We start from the raw sequence: 20,202 nt of genomic DNA on the forward strand, positions 1-20,202 counted from the left end.
CCCTAGTTTCTCTATGATTCTACCTCAAAATCCTGTGATTCTCCCCAAAAAGAGCTATAATTTTTCCTTCTTACATTTTTTCACAAAATCAACACCACAGGACTCATAGCAAAAAACCGGCACCCCCATCAAAGGAGTACCGGCCCAATTTCAAAACCTCAACAAAGACGTAACAACAACAATTCCCAGCACCGAAAACGCGAACGTGCTATACTCCAGCTTTTTATTCTGGTCGCCGAGGAATTTAGCTGTAACGGTTTCCAGCACCCGCACCAGGACAAATAGAACCACCAGCACCGGAATCAGCAAATAGATATTTTCACGCACCGGGCCAAAGTCAATCAATCTTACTAAGAGCAGGAGCACGCCCAGGGAGACCAGGTCGCTCAGATTGCGGTAATTCTTTTTAAACAGCCATCCAAAAAATGTATTCAATATGATGTCGCACCCTTTTTAGTTATTTTGCAGCCATGTCTGGATCCCGGGAATTTCCTGCCATATGTGAAGATGTCCATCCGCATAGGTGATAGCCTCATTCTTGTCGCCCCAGCTGTAATAGTCCGGAACCTCACGCGGCATTTTCTTTTTCCCTGAAAGATAATCCGAAGCATGAGGATTATGTTTCTTCGCTTTCTTCAGCAGCGCAGCCGCTTTGCTTGTGAAGCCTTTTTCCAGCAGTTCGAGCAGGACCTGATTGAAGAGGCCTGCAGCCATTTCTTTCGGATAAGCTTCTAATAGCTTTCTGGCTTTCTTGTATTGCCTGCTTTCACAGTAAGCCTGGAACAGCACAAACCTGACACCCTGATTATCATTCGGATTTAGCTCAAGAAGCTCTTCATAATGCCCAATCGCTTCCGGCAGATTGCCAAGCGCATGCAGCGCCTGTGCATAATTGGCTTTAGCCCTCATAAATGGCCGCGTTTCAATCAGGCCCCAAAAGTGGCCTTTATTTTCCTTGAAAAAGCCGTCCCCGAGATCCTTCTGTCCAGCCTCCATCCCCTTTTTAAACAGCTTAGCCGCTTCCGGGAGATCTTCCTTTTCAGCAAGGATATTATAGGCATCACTATTGAGCGGATTCAGCTCAAGCGCTTTCTCGGCAAGCTTATATCTTTTAGCACCGGATGCTCCGAATGCTTCATACATGATATCCTGGGCTTTACCCTTCTTGGTGGCCGAAGCTTTTTTCGGCAGCGGTTTATTCATGAGCCCCTGAAGGAAGCTATCCAAATCCTGTTCGTTCTCGAACTCCTGCTCCCCGATAAGACCCATCAAATCCTGCATCATCCGCTCAGACTCCATCAGGGAAGCCGGCTCCTGGAGCTCAGATTGAAAGATTTCCTCCAGCACGTCCTCGATCGCATGATAGATTTCACCATAAGCATTCGATATGCTGGCTGTAGACACGCCATAGAGGGTTCCCAGCTGTTTTTGAGTATACGCAGGGCCCGACGGATTTGCCAGAGTGCCGACAAGATAGCGGAGGCCCGCCACATAAATCCCGGCCTTCTTTGGCTTTTTGCCGGTCTTCTCGATATATTTCATCCAGAGGGTGACCCCCATATCAATGACCAAGCTTTCCTCGCCCTCTTTCTCCATATCTCTGGCAAACAAATCAGCAACTTCCGCAGCCCCTTCATTCGGCCACTCAAAGGCAATAGCGGCCCCTGGCACTTCTTCCATCATCTCAAGGAAGAACTCCTGCAAAAATTCCTGCGGATCATCCATCCGGGTGGCTTTATATTCTCTTAAAAGAAAATCCCTGTATGCGTCGGAGTTTTCCCCGCCAAGTTCAAATGGCGCCGGGAAAAATACATGATGATCCAGATAAGGAAGCAGCATGCCGAATGCAAAACGGCCAGTCTCTATATCCCTGTAAGGTTCAAGGATGGTGACTGTAAAAGATTGTCCGCTCATTGCATCCTCAACCAGAAGCTTGCTTTCATTTCTTTCCTTAATAATACCTGCAAAGGCAAACGGCTTGTCCCATTTCTGCAGGATATCCTTCAGGTAGGAATTCTTCAATACAGGGAGCATTTCTTCTATAAATAAATCCATGATCCTCTCCCCGGAATTGAGCTCCCCAAAAGCTGTGAACCAGAACCTATGGACAAATTCATAAAAGTCCCGCTCTTCCTTATCAAATTGTGAAAGATCCTCTAATTCGAAAGACTCCTGAAGCAGTTCTCCGTATACATGCTTGGCAAATTCAATCGCTTCTCCCTGGAGAGCGATGATTTCCCCTTCCATCCTGTCCGATATCACAATTACATCCTTACTGCCGCAGCATTTTTTATATTTTTTTCCGCTGCCGCATAAACAAGGATCATTCCGATTGATTCTTCCGCTCAACATCAATCTCTCCTTCCGGACATTCATTCTATCTCCTTTTTAGCATAATCCCTGCAAAATTGAAACCACTTATAAAAAACAGCCGCCAAACGGCAGCTGCTATTCTTGTTTCTTCATATATTCAAGTATATCCAGATCTATCTTCCCTTCATCCTGCTCGCGCTCTTCGAAGTTTTCTGTATGGATATAGGTTTTCAGCGCCTTGTATAACTCCCCGCCGGATGCCTTTTCTTCCAGATAGCCGAGCCTTACTAGCTGGCTGCCCAGTTCTGCCTCGACATCTCCTTCAATGTCAGCCACCCTGCCCTCTCTGCTTGGTGCAAAATAAAGCTGCTGAAGATGATAGATTCGGATTAATTCAGTGATCGGGTCAGGATGGTCATCGACACGCAGATCGATATAGCGGTCATTAAAGCCGCCATACCCGCCCTTTTCTTTTACCACCAATAGAGCTGCTGACTGCTGGCCGCGGCTGTCCCCGCCTGCTTCCTGGCCGGCGTTAAGAGAGGCAAGCAGCCGTTCAGCCAAAGTGCCTTCACTGCTGTAAAAAGTGTCAGCCATCGCCTTTACCGTATTTTCATCTACTAAAATATTGCCCTGTGCTGCGAAATATGTGCCTGCAGTCCCGCCGGCCCAGTCATAGCAGCCATTTCCTGTAAAAGTAGCACCATTTCCCTGAAAGTCGACAATACCGACCTGGCGTAGTTCCTTTTCAGGATCTTCAGCCGTAATAAGATCAAGAGCTTCCTGCGCTGTCTTCCCCTGCGCCATTAATTCAAGAGCCTGAGGGCCGTAAGCTGTATTGGCATAAGACTGCGTCGCCACTGCACCAACGCCTGCCTTCGCAAAGGGCACGACCGCACCAACACCTAAAAATTTGGATTGGACCGCAATCCCCCATTCCTTTTCCTCCGGATCATAGCCAACGATTGAAAATGTCATATTCTATTCCTCCTAAAAATCTCTCTTTATATTCTTTCGCTTCTCTAAACGTTTTCTCCTTTTTCTTCCTTCTAAATAAATGTCACAATCTGTCGATATACTTCACGTGAGAATTTTTTGATAGAGGTGAATGGAATTGGTGAAAAAGTTAGGCCTGCTTCTGCTGGCCATTCTGCTGCTGGCAGGATGCTCGCTGCCGGGTGATGCAGCGGAGGTTAAGCAGGAAAAGGAATATAAGATTGGCATTTTAATGTCCGAAACAGGATTGGGGGACGACTCCTTCAATGACTCGGCCTTCCGCGGCCTGGAAAGGGCCCGTGATGAGCTGGGCGTCCTGTTTGATTATAAAGAAGCGCCAGACGGAGATTCAGAAGAAAAGCTGACAGCGCTTGTCGAGGAAAAAAATGACCTTGTCATCGGCCTTGGTTTTACAGCACAAGAGCCGCTTGAAAAAATCGCTAAGAAATATCCAAAACAGCAATTTCTGCTGATTGATGCCGTATCAGAATTGCCGAATATCGCTTCGATCACATTTAAGGAGCATGAAGGCAGCTTCCTGGTCGGAATGGCAGCAGCCATGGCCAGCAGAACGGGCACACTTGGCTTCATCGGCGGTGAAGACGCAGAAGTCATCCACCATTTTGAACAGGGGTTCATTCAGGGTGCCAGACATGTTAAACCCGATATCAAAATCCTGACCGAGTACGCAGGCTCATTTAGTGATGCTGAGCTCGGCGGAAAGATTGCAGAATCACAGATTAACAAAGGTGCGGATTTCATTTATCCAGCAGCCGGGTTTACCGGCTATGGCGCGCTCCAAAAAGCCCAGGAAAAAAGGGTTCATGCAGCAGGAGTCGACTCTGATCAGTTCTTTGTCGCGGAAAAAGCTATTGTTACCAGCATGCTGAAAAATATCGATGTTGCCGTCTACGATACCGCCAAGCTTTTAAAAGAAAAAGGGAAAGTGGACCAGCATTCCTTCGTCCTTGGCCTGGCAGAGAACGGAGTCGGCCTGGCGGAATTGCGTGCATTCCCATTCTCCGAAGAACAGAAAAAAGCCCTTGTTGCTGCCAAGGATGAAATCATTGCCGGCGATATTATTGTAAATTCAACTAAACCATAAAGGAGGCTGCACCATGAGATTGCGCAACCGACTGATGATGATTGCCATCATCCCCCTTATCTTATCAACTGTAATCATCGGTTATATGATCAGCCAGATCCTTGAGCTTCAGAGCTCCTCCAGGGAGGATGTAGAGGTCCTGCTGCAGATAGAAACCCTGAACGGTGAATTTGTCAGTGCCAGGCAATCACTGGCGAGCGCAGCGGCGACCGGCACGGACGCTAATAAGCAGGAAGCTGCCGGAATGCTCGGGAAAATTGAAAAAGACATGAAACAGCTGAAATCTGCCATAAGTGAAGCAGACCAGAAAGCCACTTTCACAAAAGCGGAAAATAAATTCAGCATCTTAACAAAAGAAGCCGGAGACGCCCTTACAAGCGGGAACCAGCCGGAAATCAAGCGGCAGTCCATCCGCATTGCAGGCATCATGAATGATTTTTATTTTTTGGATAAGCAGGCAGAACAGTGGTATGAAGCAAAGACAGCCCAGATGGAAAAACAGATCGGCTTCATCGTCACATCATCCCTGATCGCCAGCATCCTGCTGATTCTTCTGTCCGGAGGATTTTCCTGGCTGGCAGCCAGAAAGATTACACTGCCGCTCAATGAAATTGTCCAGCAGGCAGGGCGGGTCGCCAAGGGAGATTTGACCATCGGGCTACAAAAGGCAAAGCCGGCGAGCAAATTTGAAATAGACCTTTTACGCTCAGCTTTTGCCGACATGATCGGGAATGTAAAATCAACCGTAGAATCAATAGATAATGTTGGAAAGCAAGTGTCCACTTTTTCAAAAGAAGTATCCGGCTATATGGAAAGTGTGACAGAAAGCAGCAGCCAGGTTGCTGTTTCCACCGAGGAGCTCGCTAAAGGAAGCCAGGCGATATCCGAGGATATCCAGTCAACCGCAGAGCTCATGCGCAGCATGGGCGACAACTTTACAGTGGTCCAGCAGGAAAGCCAGAACTCACTCCAGGCGAGCATGGAAGCAATGAGCTCCATCGATGACGGCCGCAAGTCACTCGAAAAGCAGGCAGCCTTCGCCGGACAGCTTTCCAGCTCGTCTGAAGGAATCAAAGCCTCCGTCCAGGAATTCGCTGAGTATACCGGTAAGATCGAGAATGCCGCCAATACGGTCAGAGAAATTGCCGAGCAGACCAATCTGCTTGCACTGAATGCAGCCATTGAAGCAGCCCGCGCCGGCGAGGCAGGCAAAGGCTTTGCCGTTGTTGCGGAAGAGGTAAGGAAGCTCGCAGATGACAGCTCTAAAGCTACCGTCCAGATCACCAGCATGGTTTCCAGCATCAAGCAGGGTGTTTCTACCATATTGAATGCAACAGAGCTCGGCAGCAAGCTGACCGACGAACAGCTCGGATCCATCAAAGAAACAGAAGACAGCTTCTTCACCATCGCCGGACATGTTGCAGGAATCTACGACCAGCTCACAACACTGGCGGAAGGAACGGAAAAATCCGCAGGAATGAGCCAGCAGGTCATCGCGGCGATTGAAAATGTGTCTGCTGTTACGGAAGAAACGGCAGCCGGGACAGAAGAGATTTCTGCATCCACCGATGCCCAGCTCCGCTCCTTCGAGCAGGTCGGCGATAAGGTTTCAGCACTTGAAGCATTGACTGAGGAAATGAAGCGTGAGCTTGGAAAGTTTAAGGTGAGTTAATGAAAAAAGAACCGAATCCAATTGGATTTGGTTCTTTTTTCTCATCACGCTAAAAATATCCCGCCATAAACAAGCGATCCGGCAATCACATACGCAGGATGCACCTTGAACTTTTCCATAAGCACCAGGCTGACAAGCCCTATGAAGATGGTCTGCCAAAAGCCGGCACCTTCGTAAGAGGAAAACAGGAAGTCGTACGTCATGAGCCCCAGAAGGACGGCTATGACCGGTCTGATGACAACCGTCATCCGTTTGACCCGTGGGGATTCCTTGTATTTCATGAGCAATCCGAGAAGGCCGATCATCAGGATCAGCGACGGGGCAACGGTGGCAAAAACACCGACCGCGGCACCCAGAACACCTGCCTGGTCATAGCCGATATAGCCGGCCATCTTTGTGGCAATCGGTCCGGGAAGTGTGTTCCCTAATGCAAGCATCTCACTGAATTCACTTGTGCTGAGCCAGTCATAGCGATCGACCACTTCATTCTCAACCAGCGGGATGGACGCCGGGCCGCCGCCATAGCCCAGGATTCCGGGGATGAAAAACGCTAAAAATATCTGGATATAAATCATGCTGAATCTTTCTCCTTTTCCGCATTTTTTCCAGCCCTATCCTTTTTAAGGAGCGCCCCGAGCAATAAACCAATAATTATGATTGCGGGATGAACGTTCAGGACCTCCAATACAACCAGGCTTCCGGCCACAAAAAGCAGCGTCCAGCCCCAGCCGAGATTCGATTTGACTGATTTTTTCACAAAGTCCCAGGTCAAAGTGGCAAGCATGACGGCAACGACAGGCACAACCGCCATTGACATCCCCTGCACCCAAGGCTGGTCTTTATAGGAATTCAGCACGGTCAGGAGAAGCACCATCAGAATGATCGTCGGCACAATCGTCGCGATGATGGCATTCAGCATCCCCCAGACCCCTGCAACCCGGTAGCCGATATAGCCGGCCATTTTCGTGGCAATCGGTCCCGGAAGCGCGTTGCCGAGCGCAAGCACATCGCCGAACTCATCTGAATCCATCCATTTATATTTTTCCACCACTTCTTTATGGACGAGCGGAATAGAGGACGGGCCTCCGCCATAGCCCAGGATTCCTACCCTGAAAAAGGCTAAGAATATGTCTGCATGCTTCATGACTGATTCACCTTTTCATCCTTTCCGGCCTGCCCGATGAACAGGCATCCTGCAGCCCTCCCGGCACAATGTCAGGAGGGCTGCGCTAATTATTATTATTTTCTAATTATAACGCTCTATAACCCCTTTGCCTATCCATTTACTTTAATTCGTTACCATGCAGCAATGGTTCCGTCGGTGCGGGATTCTGTTCCGCCAAGCAGGACACCTGTTGCCGGATCCCGCCAAATGATCTGTCCGCGGCTGAACCCGCCTGTGTCAACTGCCATTTCTATTTCATGGCCGCGCCGGACCAGCTCCTGGACGATGTGCTGCGGGAAATTAGGCTCCACCTTTACTTTCTTGCCTTCAATCCATTGCCATCTCGGCCCATCAAGGGCAGCCTGAGGGTTCAAGTGAAAATCAACGGTGTTCATCACGACCTGCATATGACCTTGAGGCTGCATATAGCCCCATCTGCCGCGGCCAGGTAGACTGTTCCGCTCCTTGAAGGCTGATAGGTCCTTGGGGTCAATGCTTCGTTCCCGATTTCCGCCCTTCTTGCTGCACCATATTCTTCGCCCAGCAGTTCGTCAACCGTTACATTCATATCGGCGGGATCCGTAATAAATGCCTTTCCGTCTGTAAAAGCTAGTTTCATTGCTTCAATTTGCCGGTGATACGCTTCAGCCGTTTCTTTATGCAAAAAGTCAAATCCCTGTGCAATGTTCAGTCCAAGCAGTGCCACCAGTCCCTGGCCGTTCGGCGGGATTTCCCAGACATCATAGCCTCTGTAATTCACCTTAATTGGTTCGACCCACTCAGGCTTATAGGCGGCCAGGTCCTCTTTTGAAAGGAAGGCATTATATTTTTGCGAAAAAGCATCGATTTTATCGGCCAGCCCTCCCTGATAAAAGCTTTCAGCATGGGTCTCACCGATGCTTCTCAAGGTTTCCGCATGCCCTTCAGACCGCCAGATTTCACCTGTTTCCGGAGCCCTGCCATGGACAGGCATTTTCTCATGGCCCTTTTCTCTTACCGCCCTGATGCTGATGGATTGCGGAGCAGGCCCGCCCGCATTGAGGCCGTGAAGCTTCCCTTCGTCCAGACGAGCGCAAATGCATCTCCGCCGATTCCGTTGGACGTCGGCTCCACGACAGTCAGGGCTGCGGCTGTCGCAATGGCGGCATCAATGGCATTGCCGCCTCTTTTAAGCATATCAAGCCCGGCCTGTGCTGCCAGCGGCTGGGAGGTCGCGACCATACCTTTTCTCGCTGTGACAGTCATCCGCTGCGAAGGATATGGGTGATGTTGAAAATCGAATTGCATGCTTGTTACCTCTCTTTTCTCGTTTTTTTCGAAATAAGAAGCTGCAGCCAGAGGCAATTGCAGCTTCTCTATCCTTATTTAATTGTCACTTCATCAATCATGTAGAGCCCGGATGGATGCATCCAGAAGCCTTTTACATTGCTTCCGATTACCGCCATGTCTTCATCATTGCGGAGGAAGACGATTGGTGCCTCTTCCATTTCAATTTCCTGTGCTTCTGCATAGATTTCTAGTCGCTTCTGCTCATCGGTTTCCTGGCGGCCTTTATCAATCAGCTCATCCACCTTCGGATTGCTGTAGAAAGAGCGGTTACCCGGATTTCCGCGTGCATCGCTGTGGAACAGGAAGTATTGGTTATAGTCAGCATCACCTGTCATATTGGACCAGCCCAGAATGAACATATCATGCTCCCCGTTAGCTGTTCCTTCAAGGTATGCTCCCCATTCAACTACCTTTGTTTCTGCTTCGATCCCGATGCCCTTCAGCTGGGACTGAACTACCTCTGCTACGTCCATTCGTTCTTTGTTGTCATTTGTCCAGATCGTTGTTTTAAATCCATCAGGATAGCCGGCTTCTGCAAGGAGCTCCTTCGCTTTGTCCAGATTGTATTCGTATCCCTCAAGCTTGTCATTATGACCCCAGATGCTTGGCCCCATTGGAGCAGTCGCAATAGTGCCGACATTATTGTAAACCCCTTTAACGATCGCTTCCGTGTCAATTGCATAGCTGATTGCCTGGCGAACTTTTACATTATTGAAAGGCTCTTTTTCCACATTAAAGCCGATATAGTCAACGCCCAAAGCATCGCTGCGGACAAGCTTCATGCTGTCGCTGTTTTCAATACGCTCCACTTCATTGACCGGCACAGGCTCGGCAATATGGGCTTCCCCTGTTTCGACCATGGCAATTCTCGTTGAATCCTCCGGCACCACCTTATACGTGACGGTTTCTACACTTGGCTTATCACCCCAATAATCGGCGAACTGCTCAAGTACAATCTCCTGTCCAGGCTTCCACTCTTTTAAAGTAAATGGACCGGTTCCAACCGGGTTCTGGCCGATTTCCTCGCCGGACTCGATTGCTTTCGGGCTGATGATCCCTGAAGCGTAATGGGACAGGTTGGCCAGCAATGGTGCGTAAGGATAAGCAGTTATCAGCTGGACCGTATAGCCATCGACAATTTTTACTTCTTTGATCATTTCGAATAAGTTTGAGCGCGGTGAAGCTGTTTCCTCCGCCTGGACGCGCTCAATCGTCTTTTGGACTGCTTCAGCGGTAAAATCGGTGCCATCATGGAACTTTACGCCTTCACGGAGTTTGAATTCCCATGTTGTATCATCAAGCTGATTCCATTCTGTCGCAAGTGAGGGCTGGATTTCCATGTTTTCATCCTGTTTGACAAGGCCTTCGAATATTTTTCCATGGTATACATTGGCAGAAGGAATGTCGGTTCCCAGATGCGGATCAAGCTTTGTGGCATCCGAGAGGACCGCAATGATCAGATCCTTGGTGGAAGCTGACCCGCTCCCGCTGCCGGATGCTCCCAGGCTGCCGGGATCATTTCCGCCGGAACAGCCTGCCAGCAATAAAAGAGACATAATAACACTTGTAAGCCAAATAAAACCCTTCTTTTTCCCCTTCATCCCAAGACCCCCTGTTTTGTTCGAATGATTTGCAGTTCTTTGGTAGACTTTGTTAAATTTTCGTGCCCATCCTTGGTGATCAAAACCAAATCCTCGATTCTGACTCCGCCGAAGCCCTGGATGTAAATGCCCGGCTCAACCGTGATGACCATCCCTTCCTGTAGTACAGTATCATCGGTTGCCCTCATCGCAGGGCTTTCATGGATAGCGAGCCCGAGTGAATGGCCGAGGCTGTGCCCGAAGTGATCTCCATAGCCTGCTTTGCGGATAATGCCTCTGCCGACTTCATCAAGCTCATTGCAGGTTTTCCCAGGACCTATAGCCTTCAGTGACTCCTCCTGGGCATGCCGTACAATTTGATAGATCTCCTTCTGCTTTTCAGAAGGCTCTCCAACAACGACGGTTCTTGTGAAATCAGAATAATAGCCATTGACGATGGAACCGTAATCCATCTTCACAAAATCACCTGCCTCGACCACCCGGTCTGTAGCCTGGCCATGCGGAAGGCAGGAACGCGGCCCTGAAGCAATGACGTGGTTCGCTTTGATGCTGTCGGCTCCCTGCCTCTTCATAAAGATTTCCAGCTCAAGGCCGATCTCTTTTTCCGTTACACCCGGCCGGATGAAGGTGACGATATGCTCAAAAGCCTTATCACAAATCTCAATCGCTTCCCTCATCCACTGGATTTCCTGGTCATCCTTGATCATCCTGATGGCATTAGTTGCCGGAGCTGCATCCTCAATTTCTGCTCCCGGGATCCGTTCCCTTAACTCCAGATAGGTTTCCGCCGGAACAGAGCCGAGCTCCAGCGCCAATTTCCCGCCGGCACCCCCTGCAGCGAATGCCCCGCTGGCCAGCTCAATCATATTCTGATAATGCTGCACCACCTCATAATCCGGTGCCTGCTCTTTTGCTTGGTCTATGTAGCGAAAGTCGGTGAAAAGCTTTAATGAATCCTCTTCGATGAGAAGAACGCCTGCCGATCCTTTATAACCAGAAAAATAATAGCGGTTCTCCGGCGAGGTAATCAGTACAGCCCTCCAGCCATTGTCCTTCATCCTGCTGCGCAGTTTCTCAATTCGATGCTTCATTCTTCCACCCCCTGTTTTTCCCTTGTTTGATAAGGTTGAGTTCATTATAGGAGAAAATTTCAGGGTATGTTTTCAAAATCTTGTCGTGTTTTTGCAATTTCTTTACTTTATCTAAAAATTCAGACAAAATAGATTTTTTTTCTGATATCTTTGTTTTCAACAACTATAAATGGAGGTTCGATTATGAGCAGCATGGCTAATCCCGGGCAGACACCCGCTTCTTCCATTCCAATTTCCAAAAGGAAACGGAAAGGGGCTGCCCTCGCAAAAGAGCTTGTCCAAAATAAAATGTCGCTGATTGGCGGCACAATCGTTCTATTATATATCCTGCTGGCCATACTGGCGCCTGCCATCTCCCCTTACGATCCTTACGAAATTGACCTTGTCAATAAACTGCAGGCACCATCCGCTGAGCATATCATGGGGACGGATGATAAAGGAAGAGATGTATTCAGCCGCATCCTGTATGGTTCGCAGCTGTCACTGGCTGTCGGGTTCGTGTCTGTCCTTATTGGTGCAGTTTTCGGCATCGTACTTGGCATCATTTCCGGCTATTACGGAGGCTGGGTCGATACACTCATCATGCGCTTTATTGATGTCCTTCTCGCCTTCCCTGGGCTGCTGCTGGCTCTTGCCATTGTCAGCGCTCTTGGCCCTAGCTTGATCAACGTTATGATTGCTGTCGGCATTTTTTCCATCCCAACCTTTGCCCGGATTGTCCGGGGTTCAACATTGAGTGTGAAGAAGATGGAATATATTGATGCAATCAAAGTACTCGGGGCAAGAGATTCGAAGATCATTTTTGTTCACATTCTTCCTAATATTATGAGCCCGATCATTGTTCAGGGCACTTTGAGGCTAGCCACCTCCATCCTGTCTGTTGCAGGTCTCTCCTTCCTTGGAATGGGCGCCCAGCCTCCAACACCTGAATGGGGCGCGATGCTGAGCGACGGCCGCGACTTTCTGTTTACAGCACCGCATATCGCACTGTTTCCCGGGATCGCCATTGCCACGATTGTGCTGGCCTTCAATCTGTTTGGAGACGGACTGCGGGATGCACTGGATCCCCGCATGAAAAAATAAGGAGGTACTTCTGATGTTGATCTTTTTAATCCGCCGGTTCATTCAAATCATCCCCGTCCTGCTCGGGGTTACACTGATTGTCTTTCTGATCATGCAGATGGTCCCTGGCGACCCTGCTGCACTTGTTGCCGGTGAAGGCGCAACAGACGCCCAGGTGGATTCTATCCGCCATGAGCTTGGGCTTGATCAGCCTGTCCTTGTACAATATGCCAAATATGTCGGCGATGTTGTCCAGGGAGATCTTGGCGAATCTATCCGGACAAGCCGCCCTGTATTGGATGAAATCCTCGTCCGCCTGCCGATCACTCTAGAGCTGGCTTTCTGGAGCATCCTGATTACGGTTATCCTTGGTGTAATCATCGGTATTATTGCCGCCACCAAGCAAAACAGCTTTACTGATGTAGGTCTGATGATGGTCGCCCTCCTCGGGGTTTCATTGCCGAACTTCTGGCTCGGCCTGATTCTGATCCTTTATTTTTCCGTTGAACTGCAATGGTTCCCTGTTGCCGGCTGGGGCACCTTCAGCCATATCATTCTTCCTGCATTGACGCTCGGCACGGGCGGTGCCGCAATTGTGGCCAGGATGACGCGGGCGAGCATGCTTGAGGTCATCCGCCAGGATTATATCCGGACAGCGAAGGCAAAAGGCGTCCGCCAGCGCTTCATCATTTATAAACATGCTTTGAAAAATGCACTGATCCCGGTCATCACAGTAGTCGGCCTTCAATTTGGCGCCTTGCTCGGCGGAACTGTCCTCACCGAATCGGTATTTGCCATTAACGGCGTCGGCCGCCTGATCATTGATGCCATCAGGATGCGCGACCTGCCGCTCGTACAAGGGACGATCCTTTTTGTATCGGTATTGTTCGTCCTCGTCAATCTGCTGGTTGATGTATCTTATAGATTCTTAAATAAACGTGTGGAGCTTAATTAATAGATATGAAAGGAGAAAAAAACATGGGCACTGAGAAAGATACCATCCTGGAAGTCAAAAACCTGAAGACTCACTTTTTCTCCGGCAAACGGGTCATCAAGGCAGTGGACGGAGTTGACTTTGAGGTCGAAAAAGGAAAAACGCTCGGCATTGTGGGCGAGTCCGGCAGCGGCAAAAGCATCACCTCCCTCTCGATTATGAGACTGATCGCCGAGCCTCCCGGAAAAATTGTCGACGGTGAGATCCTGTTCAAGGGAAAAAACCTGCTCCATGAAACAGAGGAAGGCATGAGGAATATGCGCGGCAATAAAATCTCAATGATTTTCCAGGAGCCGATGACCTCCCTCAATCCGGTTTTCACAGTGGGCGAACAGATTGCCGAGGCTTTCCGGATCCATCAGAAGCTGCCTCGCAGGGAAGCATGGAACAAGGCTGTCGAAATGCTCCGGATCGTCGGGATCCCGTCTCCAGAGAAACGGGCCAGACAGGAGCCCCATGAACTGAGCGGCGGGATGCGGCAGCGCGTCATGATTGCCATGGCCCTGGCCTGCAATCCAGAGCTATTGATTGCCGATGAGCCTACCACTGCACTGGACGTTACCATCCAGGCCCAGATACTTGATCTTCTGAAGAACCTGCAGGATCAGCTGGGAACTGCTGTCATTATGATTACCCACGATATGGGCGTCGTGTCGGAAACTTGCGACCATGTGGCCGTCATGTACTGCGGAAAAATAGTGGAACATACAGATGCCGACTCTCTTTTTGAAAATCCGAAGCATCCCTACACACAGGGTTTGCTCCGCAGCATCCCGCTTGTCGATCGGGATGTGGAAGAGCTGGAAACCATACCGGGCACTGTGCCAAGCCCGGATAATCTCCCAGCTGGCTGCAGCTTTGCACCGCGCTGCCCTTTTGCTGCTGAGATTTGCAAATGCGAGGAGCCGCCGTTATTTGACAGCAGCAAGGATAAGGTCCGCTGCTGGATGTATTCAGAAAGATGGGATCAGACAACGAAGGAGGTTGCTGCCGATGTCAGCCGTGCAAACTGAAGCCAAGCCCATCCTCGAGGTAAAGGGACTGCAGCAGCATTTCCCGATCAAAGGCGGAATCTTTGGCCGGACCGTGAATCATGTGAAGGCTGTAGATGGTGTTGATTTTACGATCTATGAAGGCGAAACTGTCAGCATCGTCGGTGAGTCCGGCTGCGGCAAATCGACTACCGGCAGGGCCATTCTCCGGCTGGATGAACCGACCGGAGGCAGCATTTTCTTCCAGGGAGAGGATCTCCTCGCCCGTTCAAAGCGCGATATGCGCACCGTCCGCAAGGATCTGCAGGTCATCTTCCAGGACCCCTTCGCTTCCTTAAATCCACGCCGGTCAGTCGGACAGACGCTGGAAGAGGCGATGGGTATCCTGAATGTTGTCCCAAAAAATGAACGCAGGCAGCGGGCAATCGAGCTCCTGCAGCAGGTCGGCCTTCGTGAAGAACAAATCGACCGCTATCCGCATGAATTCAGCGGCGGGCAAAGGCAGAGGATAGGCATTGCCCGGGCCCTAGCCGTGGAGCCAAAACTTATCATCTGTGATGAAGCCGTCTCAGCCCTAGATGTATCCGTCCAGGCACAGGTCCTGAATCTATTGAAAAAACTTCAAAAGGACTACGGCCTGACATATCTGTTCATCTCTCATGACCTTGGTGTTGTCCGCCATATTTCGGACAGGATCATCGTCATGTATCTTGGGAAGGTTGTCGAGATAGCCGAAAAGAAAAAGCTGTTCGACAAGTCGCTCCACCCATACACGAAAGCCCTGCTTTCAGCGATCCCGGAGCCGAACAGAAAGCAAAAGAAGGAAAGAATCATCCTTAAAGGGGATGTCCCTTCTCCGATCGATCCGCCGGCAGGCTGCCGATTCCATACCCGCTGTCCGCTTGCGACAGACCTGTGCCGAAATAACGAGCCGGATTTGCGCAGCCTGGCTCCCGGTCACCAGGCTGCCTGCCACTATGCAGATCAGCTGACATCTTAAACAGGAGTTTCAGCCATCTTTGGCTGTTCTCATATCATCCCCATTCTATGGCGAAGCCCTTCCGGCTTCGCCGTTTTTAATAGACTCTTCCCCATTACCTTTTTAAAATGTTATACTATTTTGTAAATTCACTATAAAGGCTGTGTAAAGATGCTGCTGTCTTATGAAACCTTTTCCCTTTTTGCCATCTTTTCCATCTTTATCCCGATGGCAGCGGCCATCATCCTGATGATGATCCTCGCCTTTGAAAAGCAGATTGACACGCTTTCCTTTGAAAAAAAACAGGCGCTCCTGGAAAACACACTGCAGGAAAGCAAGTATATGCAGCTCAATCAGCAGATCCACCCCCATTTTCTCTTTAATACCATCAATCTGATGCTCGGCCTGGCACGCCTGAAGCGGATAGATACACTAATCAAGGCAATGGAGACACTTTCACTGTTCCTCAAGTTTAAGTATCAGGTAAAGGAGCCGCTCATCCCTTTCGAACAGGAACTGAAATACACGGAATATTATCTGAAAATCCAGGAGCTTCGCTTCCAGAACCGGCTGGACATCGTGACTGAAATAGAAACCGGCACATTAAGCTGCCAGGTGCCTCCCTATCTCCTGCAGACTCTTGCCGAAAATGCCTTCAAGCATGGGCTGGAGAAAAAACCGGGTCCTCTCTGCCTGACTATCAGAGCTTCCATTCAAGAGGAACGTATGATTCTGAAGGTAGAAGATAACGGGCTAGGAACCGGAGAATTGACATTTGAAGAGATGCTCACAAAAGGCAGCGGCATGGCCAATGCCCAAAAGCGCCTTCGGCTTTTATTCAAGGAAGCGACCCTGCTGCTGGAACCCGGCAAGGAGGAAGGTGCAGTCGTGACAGCATCCATTCCTCTGCAGAATACCAAAATGGAGGAAGAAACAGGATGAATATCTTATGTGTGGACGATGAACCGATTGTAATTGAACAGCTGGAACTGATCCTGAAGCCAGCCTTTCCCCTATGGAATTTCCATTTTGCCTATGACAGCAGCCAGGCGGCCCAGCAGTGCGCGGACACTTATTTTCACCTTGCTTTTGTCGATATCGAGCTTCCAGGCAAATCAGGGCTAGAGCTTGTCAAAGAAATGAAAACCCTCCAGCCTCATCTGCAGGTCATCATCCTGTCGGCCCATCAGGACTTTAGCTTTGCCCAGAAATCCATCCAGCTCGGTGTCTCGGAATATCTGACAAAACCAATCATTGAAGAGGAACTGACGGAAACCCTGAAAAAATTTTCTTCGCCTATTTTCAAGAAAGAATACTCAAAGCTTGTTAATGAAGCCCTGCTGCAGATCCATGAGCATTTTGACCAGCGGATGACCCTGCAGGACATAGCCCAAAAAGTACACAGCAGCGCTGCCTACCTAAGCCGGAAATTCAGCGAGGAAACAGGCACCCCGCTGATTGATTATCTGACCACTTACCGGCTGGAAAAAGCCAAGCACCTGCTGTCTTCAACTGACCAGTCGATTTCCGAGGTCGCAGAAAAAACGGGCTTTAACAGCCTTCATTACTTTTCAAGCCAGTTCAAAAAGAAAGAACAGATCACACCAAAGCAATACAGGGAGCGTCAAGGATGAGTACAAGCAAGGATAAAAAAATGACTTACGGATTTGGTTTGCTGAGCATTGCGCTGATCTCACGATGGATCACCGGCAATGCCATTTTCACTTCTTCCGACAGTTTCCTCCATTATGGGTATATCGGGGCGATCACCTTTTCAGCCGGCGGCTTTCTCGCCTTCCTTGCCCTCATTCCTATTCTGATGAGGGTACGGCGGTTGGGCAGCTTCAGCTCCCTCCCGGAGGTACTTGCCAGCCGGCTTTCCCCCGCTGCCTTCCTGTGGATGAATCGCTTGCTTATCTTTGGTGTCCTCTGCGGAATCATCGTGATGGGATATGCTGCTGCCATACTGCTTTATCCGCTCCATATCCCGATTGAATTCGGGATATCCGCCTTTTTCCTGATTGGCTTTCCCATCGCCGTGTTCACGAGGATCAAGTGGTTCACCCGCTACAGCATGCTGAAGGTAGGCGGCCTATTCCTATTAATGATCATGATGCTCGTCCACGCCTATATGCTCGAAGGAATTGAAAAAGTATATGACGGCCTCCGCCTGTATCATCCCTATCTGCTCTACATCAACTGGCCCAGCGTCCCGATGCTGCTGACTGTCTTTTTCCTGGCAATGCTCGGGCATATGCTGATCGATCAGAAAATGTGGAATCTGCTATTGAGGAGCAGGCTGGACAAAATTAAGCTCGGAATGGCCACGACTGGTTTTATCTGGAGCACCATCCCCTTTTCTTTTTCCATGATCAGCATGTCTGCCATCTATCTGGGGGGCTTCCATAATCTCATCACGGTTTTTGAAAAAATCATCCTCCGGTATGATTCGCGTTTGCTGGCGATTTTTCTGATCGTCCTGCTGCTGTTCATCCTGTTCGAATCCTTCCTGGGGCAGATGCACTCCCTTTATGTGCTATATAACAAAAACGACCGAAAGTTAAAAAAGCACATCTGGCTCTTATTTATCTTTTACACTGCGGCTGTCCCTTTCCTGATCTATTATTTTGCTTTGACCATCCTGGACCTGTTCTTTATCTTCGGCTGTTATTTTGCATCTGTCATCCCTGCTGTCCTGCGTATCTTCTGGTCGCAAACAAGGCTCGGAAAAGAGATCACCTTCGCTGCCGCCTCAGGGACTTTGGCAGGCTGGACGGCCCTTGGCTTTGGCCTCAGGCAAAACTCAATCTTAATCGCCTTTATTGTTTCCCTGGCTTTCCTTTTGGCGGCCGCTGCCCACTTATGGCTCATCCCCAGAAAGGGATATGTTCAGTATTGATTTTCCACGCAGCTTTTTGTACAATAGAGTTATAAATTCATAGCACGTCTCCCACAAAGGGGAGTAGCTTTTACAGCATAGTCGTCATTACAGAGCATTCGCTCTCGGCTTTGCTGGCAGATCAGATTCTGTTAGCCAGACCTTTGCCTGAACGGTAAAGGTCTTTATTTATGCACTCAAAGAGGCCTTTGCCGCGCTGGATGACTCCAGCATTGGCAAAGGCCTCTTTACGTTGCGGGACAGGCGCCTTTTTTGGCAGACAAGTGTGGTAAATCGCTGCGGGCGTGCATATGAAAAGAAAAGAGCTTTGTGGCTGGAATGCCAGAAGGAGCAGGGAATGTAAAGAGAGAAAGTTCCAAAATGAAGTTTAAACAGGACATCCAAAGACTAACAAAATAATAAAAAACTAATAGGAGAGATTTATGTTGCTTTTACGAAAATATATGTCATTGATCGGTGTCGGGTCGGCGAGGATTGACCTTATATTGCCAAAGCTGAGCTACCATCCGGGCGAGAGCATTTGCGGTTATTTCAACATTGAGGGAGGCACAATCGACCAGCAGATCAAACGTATTGAGTGCGACCTGGTTGTCACTGATGAAACTGGAGAGAGTGTAGTAGACTCTACCACCATCCTGACTACGAAAAAAATTGAATCGGATGAATGCAACCATATGCCGTTCCACTTCACTCTGCCGGAGACACTGCAGCCGTCCGGCAAAAAGCGCTCCTACCGTTTTAAGACGCGTATGATCTTTAATGAGGGCGTTAAAAGTGCAGATTTAGATGAAATCACTATTATTCAAGCTTAATGGAGGAAAAAGTGAACATTAGGCAAATAAAACAGCTCATCATGGCCGCGGCCCTTGTGAGCATCGTCGAAACCGGCTATCAGGCTGCATCCGCACTGGAGATTAAAAACCCGCCGCGGGTATAGCTCATTCATTCCAGCTTTCAAAAAACCTCAAAATTCGACATAAAGAACATCTTGATTTTTTCTTTATAAAGAATTTTTATCCACTTAATGTAATTTTTTTAGGATAAAAGGAAGGTTTTTTCCCGGTTTTATAGTATAGTAGAGGGTATAACATTCGAAGGAGTGAACGGCCTTGAAGTTGAAGTCCCTCTATTGTTTCTTTTTAAAGAACCATAAATACAGCTATTATAATGATCAATGTGTCAGGTGCGGGAAAAAGAGAAAGCGTACCGCTGCCTAAGTCATCTAAATAATAAGACCCTGCTCCATTTAGGAGCAGGGTCTCTTTATCATTATTGAGCTTCAATCAGGCCGTAGCGGCCATCTTTACGCTTATAGACTACATTGGTGCGGTTTGTTTCCGCGTTCGTGAATACATAGAAGCTGTGGCCGAGAAGATTCATCTGCAGGATCGCCTCTTCGTTGTCCATCGGCTTCAAATCAAAGCTCTTCTGGCGGACAACTTCAAGCTCATTATCCTCTTCTTCCAGGACCGGCGCCTCCGGCTCATCAAAAGAAGCAAACATCAGCGTCGGGCTTCCCTTCTCACGGAACTTGCGGTTCACCTTCGTTTTGTGCTTGCGGATCTGCCGTTCCAGCTTATCCACAATCAAATCGATGGCCGCATACATATCTTCATGATCCTCCTCAGCGCGGAGCACCAGGTTCTGCATCGGAATGGTCACTTCCACTTTGGAGCGGTTATTATTATACGTTTTTAAGTTTACATGTACATTTGCATCAGGAGTTTCAGTAAAATATTTTTCCAGTTTCGCAATCTTCTTCTCTACGTATTCTCTAATCGCTGGAGTTACCTCAATGTTTTCACCACGAATGTTATAATTCATAGATGAACTCCTCCTTTTCATTATACAGTAAAGCTCTCACAGGCGTCCGCGGCCTTTAAGCTGCCGCTCCCTGAAAAAGCCTAGCCTTAAAATTTTATTAAGACTATGTAAATATAATTCTACTGTACCCCAGAAAAGTCCTGCAAAAACGTTCAGATAATTTGAAAACATTTGTCGAAA

18 protein-coding genes and 1 pseudogene are annotated in these 20,202 nt (G+C 48.9%); 10 read left to right on the forward strand and 9 right to left on the reverse strand.

What is annotated here, in order from left to right:
* Positions 1–150: 150 nt before the first annotated feature.
* The 3 genes from RBB45_RS15855 to RBB45_RS15865 all read right to left on the reverse strand — a co-directional run bounded on the left by RBB45_RS15855 (position 151) and on the right by RBB45_RS15865 (position 3,291).
* Positions 151–435, reverse strand: a complete 285-nt coding sequence (locus tag RBB45_RS15855) for a hypothetical protein (protein WP_009793004.1) — start codon at positions 433–435, stop codon at positions 151–153.
* A gap of 18 nt (positions 436–453) precedes the next feature.
* Entirely contained in the window at positions 454–2,376 is a 1,923-nt protein-coding gene (locus RBB45_RS15860; protein ID WP_306009913.1) for a tetratricopeptide repeat protein, read from the reverse strand.
* Between the two features lie 72 nt (positions 2,377–2,448).
* Entirely contained in the window at positions 2,449–3,291 is an 843-nt protein-coding gene (locus tag RBB45_RS15865) for a DUF1028 domain-containing protein (protein ID WP_306009914.1), read from the reverse strand.
* Between the two features lie 130 nt (positions 3,292–3,421).
* Here RBB45_RS15865 and RBB45_RS15870 point away from each other — a divergent pair, with 130 nt between their 5' ends.
* Together RBB45_RS15870 and RBB45_RS15875 are read left to right on the forward strand one after the other, a co-directional pair.
* Positions 3,422–4,414, forward strand: coding sequence for a BMP family lipoprotein (locus tag RBB45_RS15870; protein WP_306009915.1), 993 nt, complete (start codon positions 3,422–3,424; stop codon positions 4,412–4,414).
* Positions 4,415–4,427: 13 nt separating this feature from the next.
* A complete protein-coding gene (locus RBB45_RS15875; protein ID WP_306009916.1) occupies positions 4,428–6,086 on the forward strand; it encodes a methyl-accepting chemotaxis protein in 1,659 nt (552 codons plus the stop codon).
* Positions 6,087–6,130: 44 nt separating this feature from the next.
* Here RBB45_RS15875 and RBB45_RS15880 read toward each other — a convergent pair whose 3' ends face one another.
* The 5 genes and pseudogenes from RBB45_RS15880 to RBB45_RS15900 form a co-directional block, all read right to left on the reverse strand.
* The gene (locus RBB45_RS15880; RefSeq protein ID WP_306009917.1) at positions 6,131–6,661 is read right to left on the reverse strand and encodes a chromate transporter; all 531 of its coding nucleotides are present in this window, start codon (positions 6,659–6,661) and stop codon (positions 6,131–6,133) included.
* Complete coding sequence (locus RBB45_RS15885) at positions 6,658–7,230, reverse strand: chromate transporter (RefSeq protein WP_306009918.1); 573 nt, start codon at positions 7,228–7,230, stop codon at positions 6,658–6,660. Before RBB45_RS15885 ends, RBB45_RS15880 begins: the two co-directional genes overlap by 4 nt.
* A gap of 152 nt (positions 7,231–7,382) precedes the next feature.
* Positions 7,383–8,538: pseudogene (locus RBB45_RS15890) on the reverse strand (gamma-glutamyltransferase family protein).
* 74 nt (positions 8,539–8,612) lie between these two features.
* Positions 8,613–10,181, reverse strand: coding sequence for a glutathione ABC transporter substrate-binding protein (locus tag RBB45_RS15895; protein ID WP_306009919.1), 1,569 nt, complete (start codon positions 10,179–10,181; stop codon positions 8,613–8,615).
* Positions 10,178–11,272 carry a M24 family metallopeptidase gene (locus RBB45_RS15900; RefSeq protein ID WP_306009920.1) on the reverse strand — a complete coding sequence of 365 codons (1,095 nt, stop codon included), beginning with the start codon at positions 11,270–11,272 and terminating at the stop codon, positions 10,178–10,180. Before RBB45_RS15900 ends, RBB45_RS15895 begins: the two co-directional genes overlap by 4 nt.
* 183 nt (positions 11,273–11,455) lie before the next feature.
* Here RBB45_RS15900 and nikC point away from each other — a divergent pair, with 183 nt between their 5' ends.
* The 8 genes from nikC (at position 11,456) to RBB45_RS15940 (ending at position 19,010) form a co-directional block, all read left to right on the forward strand.
* Positions 11,456–12,355, forward strand: a complete 900-nt coding sequence (nikC, locus tag RBB45_RS15905; protein ID WP_224949615.1) for a nickel transporter permease — start codon at positions 11,456–11,458, stop codon at positions 12,353–12,355.
* 13 nt (positions 12,356–12,368) lie between these two features.
* A complete protein-coding gene (gene nikB / locus RBB45_RS15910; protein WP_224949613.1) occupies positions 12,369–13,289 on the forward strand; it encodes a nickel ABC transporter permease in 921 nt (306 codons plus the stop codon).
* 23 nt (positions 13,290–13,312) lie between these two features.
* Positions 13,313–14,341, forward strand: coding sequence for an ABC transporter ATP-binding protein (locus RBB45_RS15915; RefSeq protein WP_306009921.1), 1,029 nt, complete (start codon positions 13,313–13,315; stop codon positions 14,339–14,341).
* Positions 14,322–15,320, forward strand: a complete 999-nt coding sequence (locus tag RBB45_RS15920) for an ABC transporter ATP-binding protein (RefSeq protein WP_306009922.1) — start codon at positions 14,322–14,324, stop codon at positions 15,318–15,320. Before RBB45_RS15915 ends, RBB45_RS15920 begins: the two co-directional genes overlap by 20 nt.
* Before the next feature lie 150 nt (positions 15,321–15,470).
* A complete protein-coding gene (locus tag RBB45_RS15925; protein ID WP_306009923.1) occupies positions 15,471–16,241 on the forward strand; it encodes a sensor histidine kinase in 771 nt (256 codons plus the stop codon).
* Positions 16,238–16,933 carry a response regulator transcription factor gene (locus RBB45_RS15930; RefSeq protein ID WP_306009924.1) on the forward strand — a complete coding sequence of 232 codons (696 nt, stop codon included), beginning with the start codon at positions 16,238–16,240 and terminating at the stop codon, positions 16,931–16,933. The genes RBB45_RS15925 and RBB45_RS15930 overlap by 4 nt, the downstream gene beginning before the upstream one ends.
* Complete coding sequence (locus tag RBB45_RS15935; RefSeq protein WP_306009925.1) at positions 16,930–18,198, forward strand: SLC5/6 family protein; 1,269 nt, start codon at positions 16,930–16,932, stop codon at positions 18,196–18,198. Before RBB45_RS15930 ends, RBB45_RS15935 begins: the two co-directional genes overlap by 4 nt.
* 422 nt (positions 18,199–18,620) lie before the next feature.
* On the forward strand, positions 18,621–19,010 hold the full coding sequence (locus tag RBB45_RS15940) for a sporulation protein (RefSeq protein ID WP_306009926.1): 390 nt from the start codon (positions 18,621–18,623) through the stop codon (positions 19,008–19,010).
* Positions 19,011–19,467: 457 nt separating this feature from the next.
* On the opposite strand, the gene hpf is transcribed toward RBB45_RS15940, so the two are convergent.
* Positions 19,468–20,022: a ribosome hibernation-promoting factor, HPF/YfiA family gene (gene hpf, locus RBB45_RS15945; RefSeq protein ID WP_094768487.1), complete on the reverse strand. Its 555-nt coding sequence runs from the start codon at positions 20,020–20,022 to the stop codon at positions 19,468–19,470.
* Positions 20,023–20,202: the final 180 nt, after the last annotated feature.

This window comes from Bacillus sp. MMSF_3328 (assembly GCF_030733525.1).
Classification (GTDB): Bacteria; Bacillota; Bacilli; order Bacillales; family Cytobacillaceae; genus Bacillus_AB; species Bacillus_AB infantis.

Excerpts from the sequence above, each read along its gene's own strand:
- RBB45_RS15860 (WP_306009913.1), bottom strand. The coding sequence starts at position 2,376 with ATGAATGTCCGGAAGGAGAGATTGATGTTGAGCGGAAGAATCAATCGG.
- RBB45_RS15865 (WP_306009914.1), bottom strand. The coding sequence starts at position 3,291 with ATGACATTTTCAATCGTTGGCTATGATCCGGAGGAAAAGGAATGGGGG.
- RBB45_RS15870 (WP_306009915.1), top strand. The coding sequence starts at position 3,422 with ATGGAATTGGTGAAAAAGTTAGGCCTGCTTCTGCTGGCCATTCTGCTG.
- RBB45_RS15875 (WP_306009916.1), top strand. The coding sequence starts at position 4,428 with ATGAGATTGCGCAACCGACTGATGATGATTGCCATCATCCCCCTTATC.
- RBB45_RS15880 (WP_306009917.1), bottom strand. The coding sequence starts at position 6,661 with ATGATTTATATCCAGATATTTTTAGCGTTTTTCATCCCCGGAATCCTG.
- RBB45_RS15885 (WP_306009918.1), bottom strand. The coding sequence starts at position 7,230 with ATGAAGCATGCAGACATATTCTTAGCCTTTTTCAGGGTAGGAATCCTG.
- RBB45_RS15895 (WP_306009919.1), bottom strand. The coding sequence starts at position 10,181 with ATGAAGGGGAAAAAGAAGGGTTTTATTTGGCTTACAAGTGTTATTATG.
- RBB45_RS15900 (WP_306009920.1), bottom strand. The coding sequence starts at position 11,272 with ATGAAGCATCGAATTGAGAAACTGCGCAGCAGGATGAAGGACAATGGC.
- nikC (WP_224949615.1), top strand. The coding sequence starts at position 11,456 with ATGAGCAGCATGGCTAATCCCGGGCAGACACCCGCTTCTTCCATTCCA.
- nikB (WP_224949613.1), top strand. The coding sequence starts at position 12,369 with ATGTTGATCTTTTTAATCCGCCGGTTCATTCAAATCATCCCCGTCCTG.
- RBB45_RS15915 (WP_306009921.1), top strand. The coding sequence starts at position 13,313 with ATGGGCACTGAGAAAGATACCATCCTGGAAGTCAAAAACCTGAAGACT.
- RBB45_RS15920 (WP_306009922.1), top strand. The coding sequence starts at position 14,322 with ATGTCAGCCGTGCAAACTGAAGCCAAGCCCATCCTCGAGGTAAAGGGA.
- RBB45_RS15925 (WP_306009923.1), top strand. The coding sequence starts at position 15,471 with ATGCTGCTGTCTTATGAAACCTTTTCCCTTTTTGCCATCTTTTCCATC.
- RBB45_RS15930 (WP_306009924.1), top strand. The coding sequence starts at position 16,238 with ATGAATATCTTATGTGTGGACGATGAACCGATTGTAATTGAACAGCTG.
- RBB45_RS15935 (WP_306009925.1), top strand. The coding sequence starts at position 16,930 with ATGAGTACAAGCAAGGATAAAAAAATGACTTACGGATTTGGTTTGCTG.
- RBB45_RS15940 (WP_306009926.1), top strand. The coding sequence starts at position 18,621 with ATGTTGCTTTTACGAAAATATATGTCATTGATCGGTGTCGGGTCGGCG.
- hpf (WP_094768487.1), bottom strand. The coding sequence starts at position 20,022 with ATGAATTATAACATTCGTGGTGAAAACATTGAGGTAACTCCAGCGATT.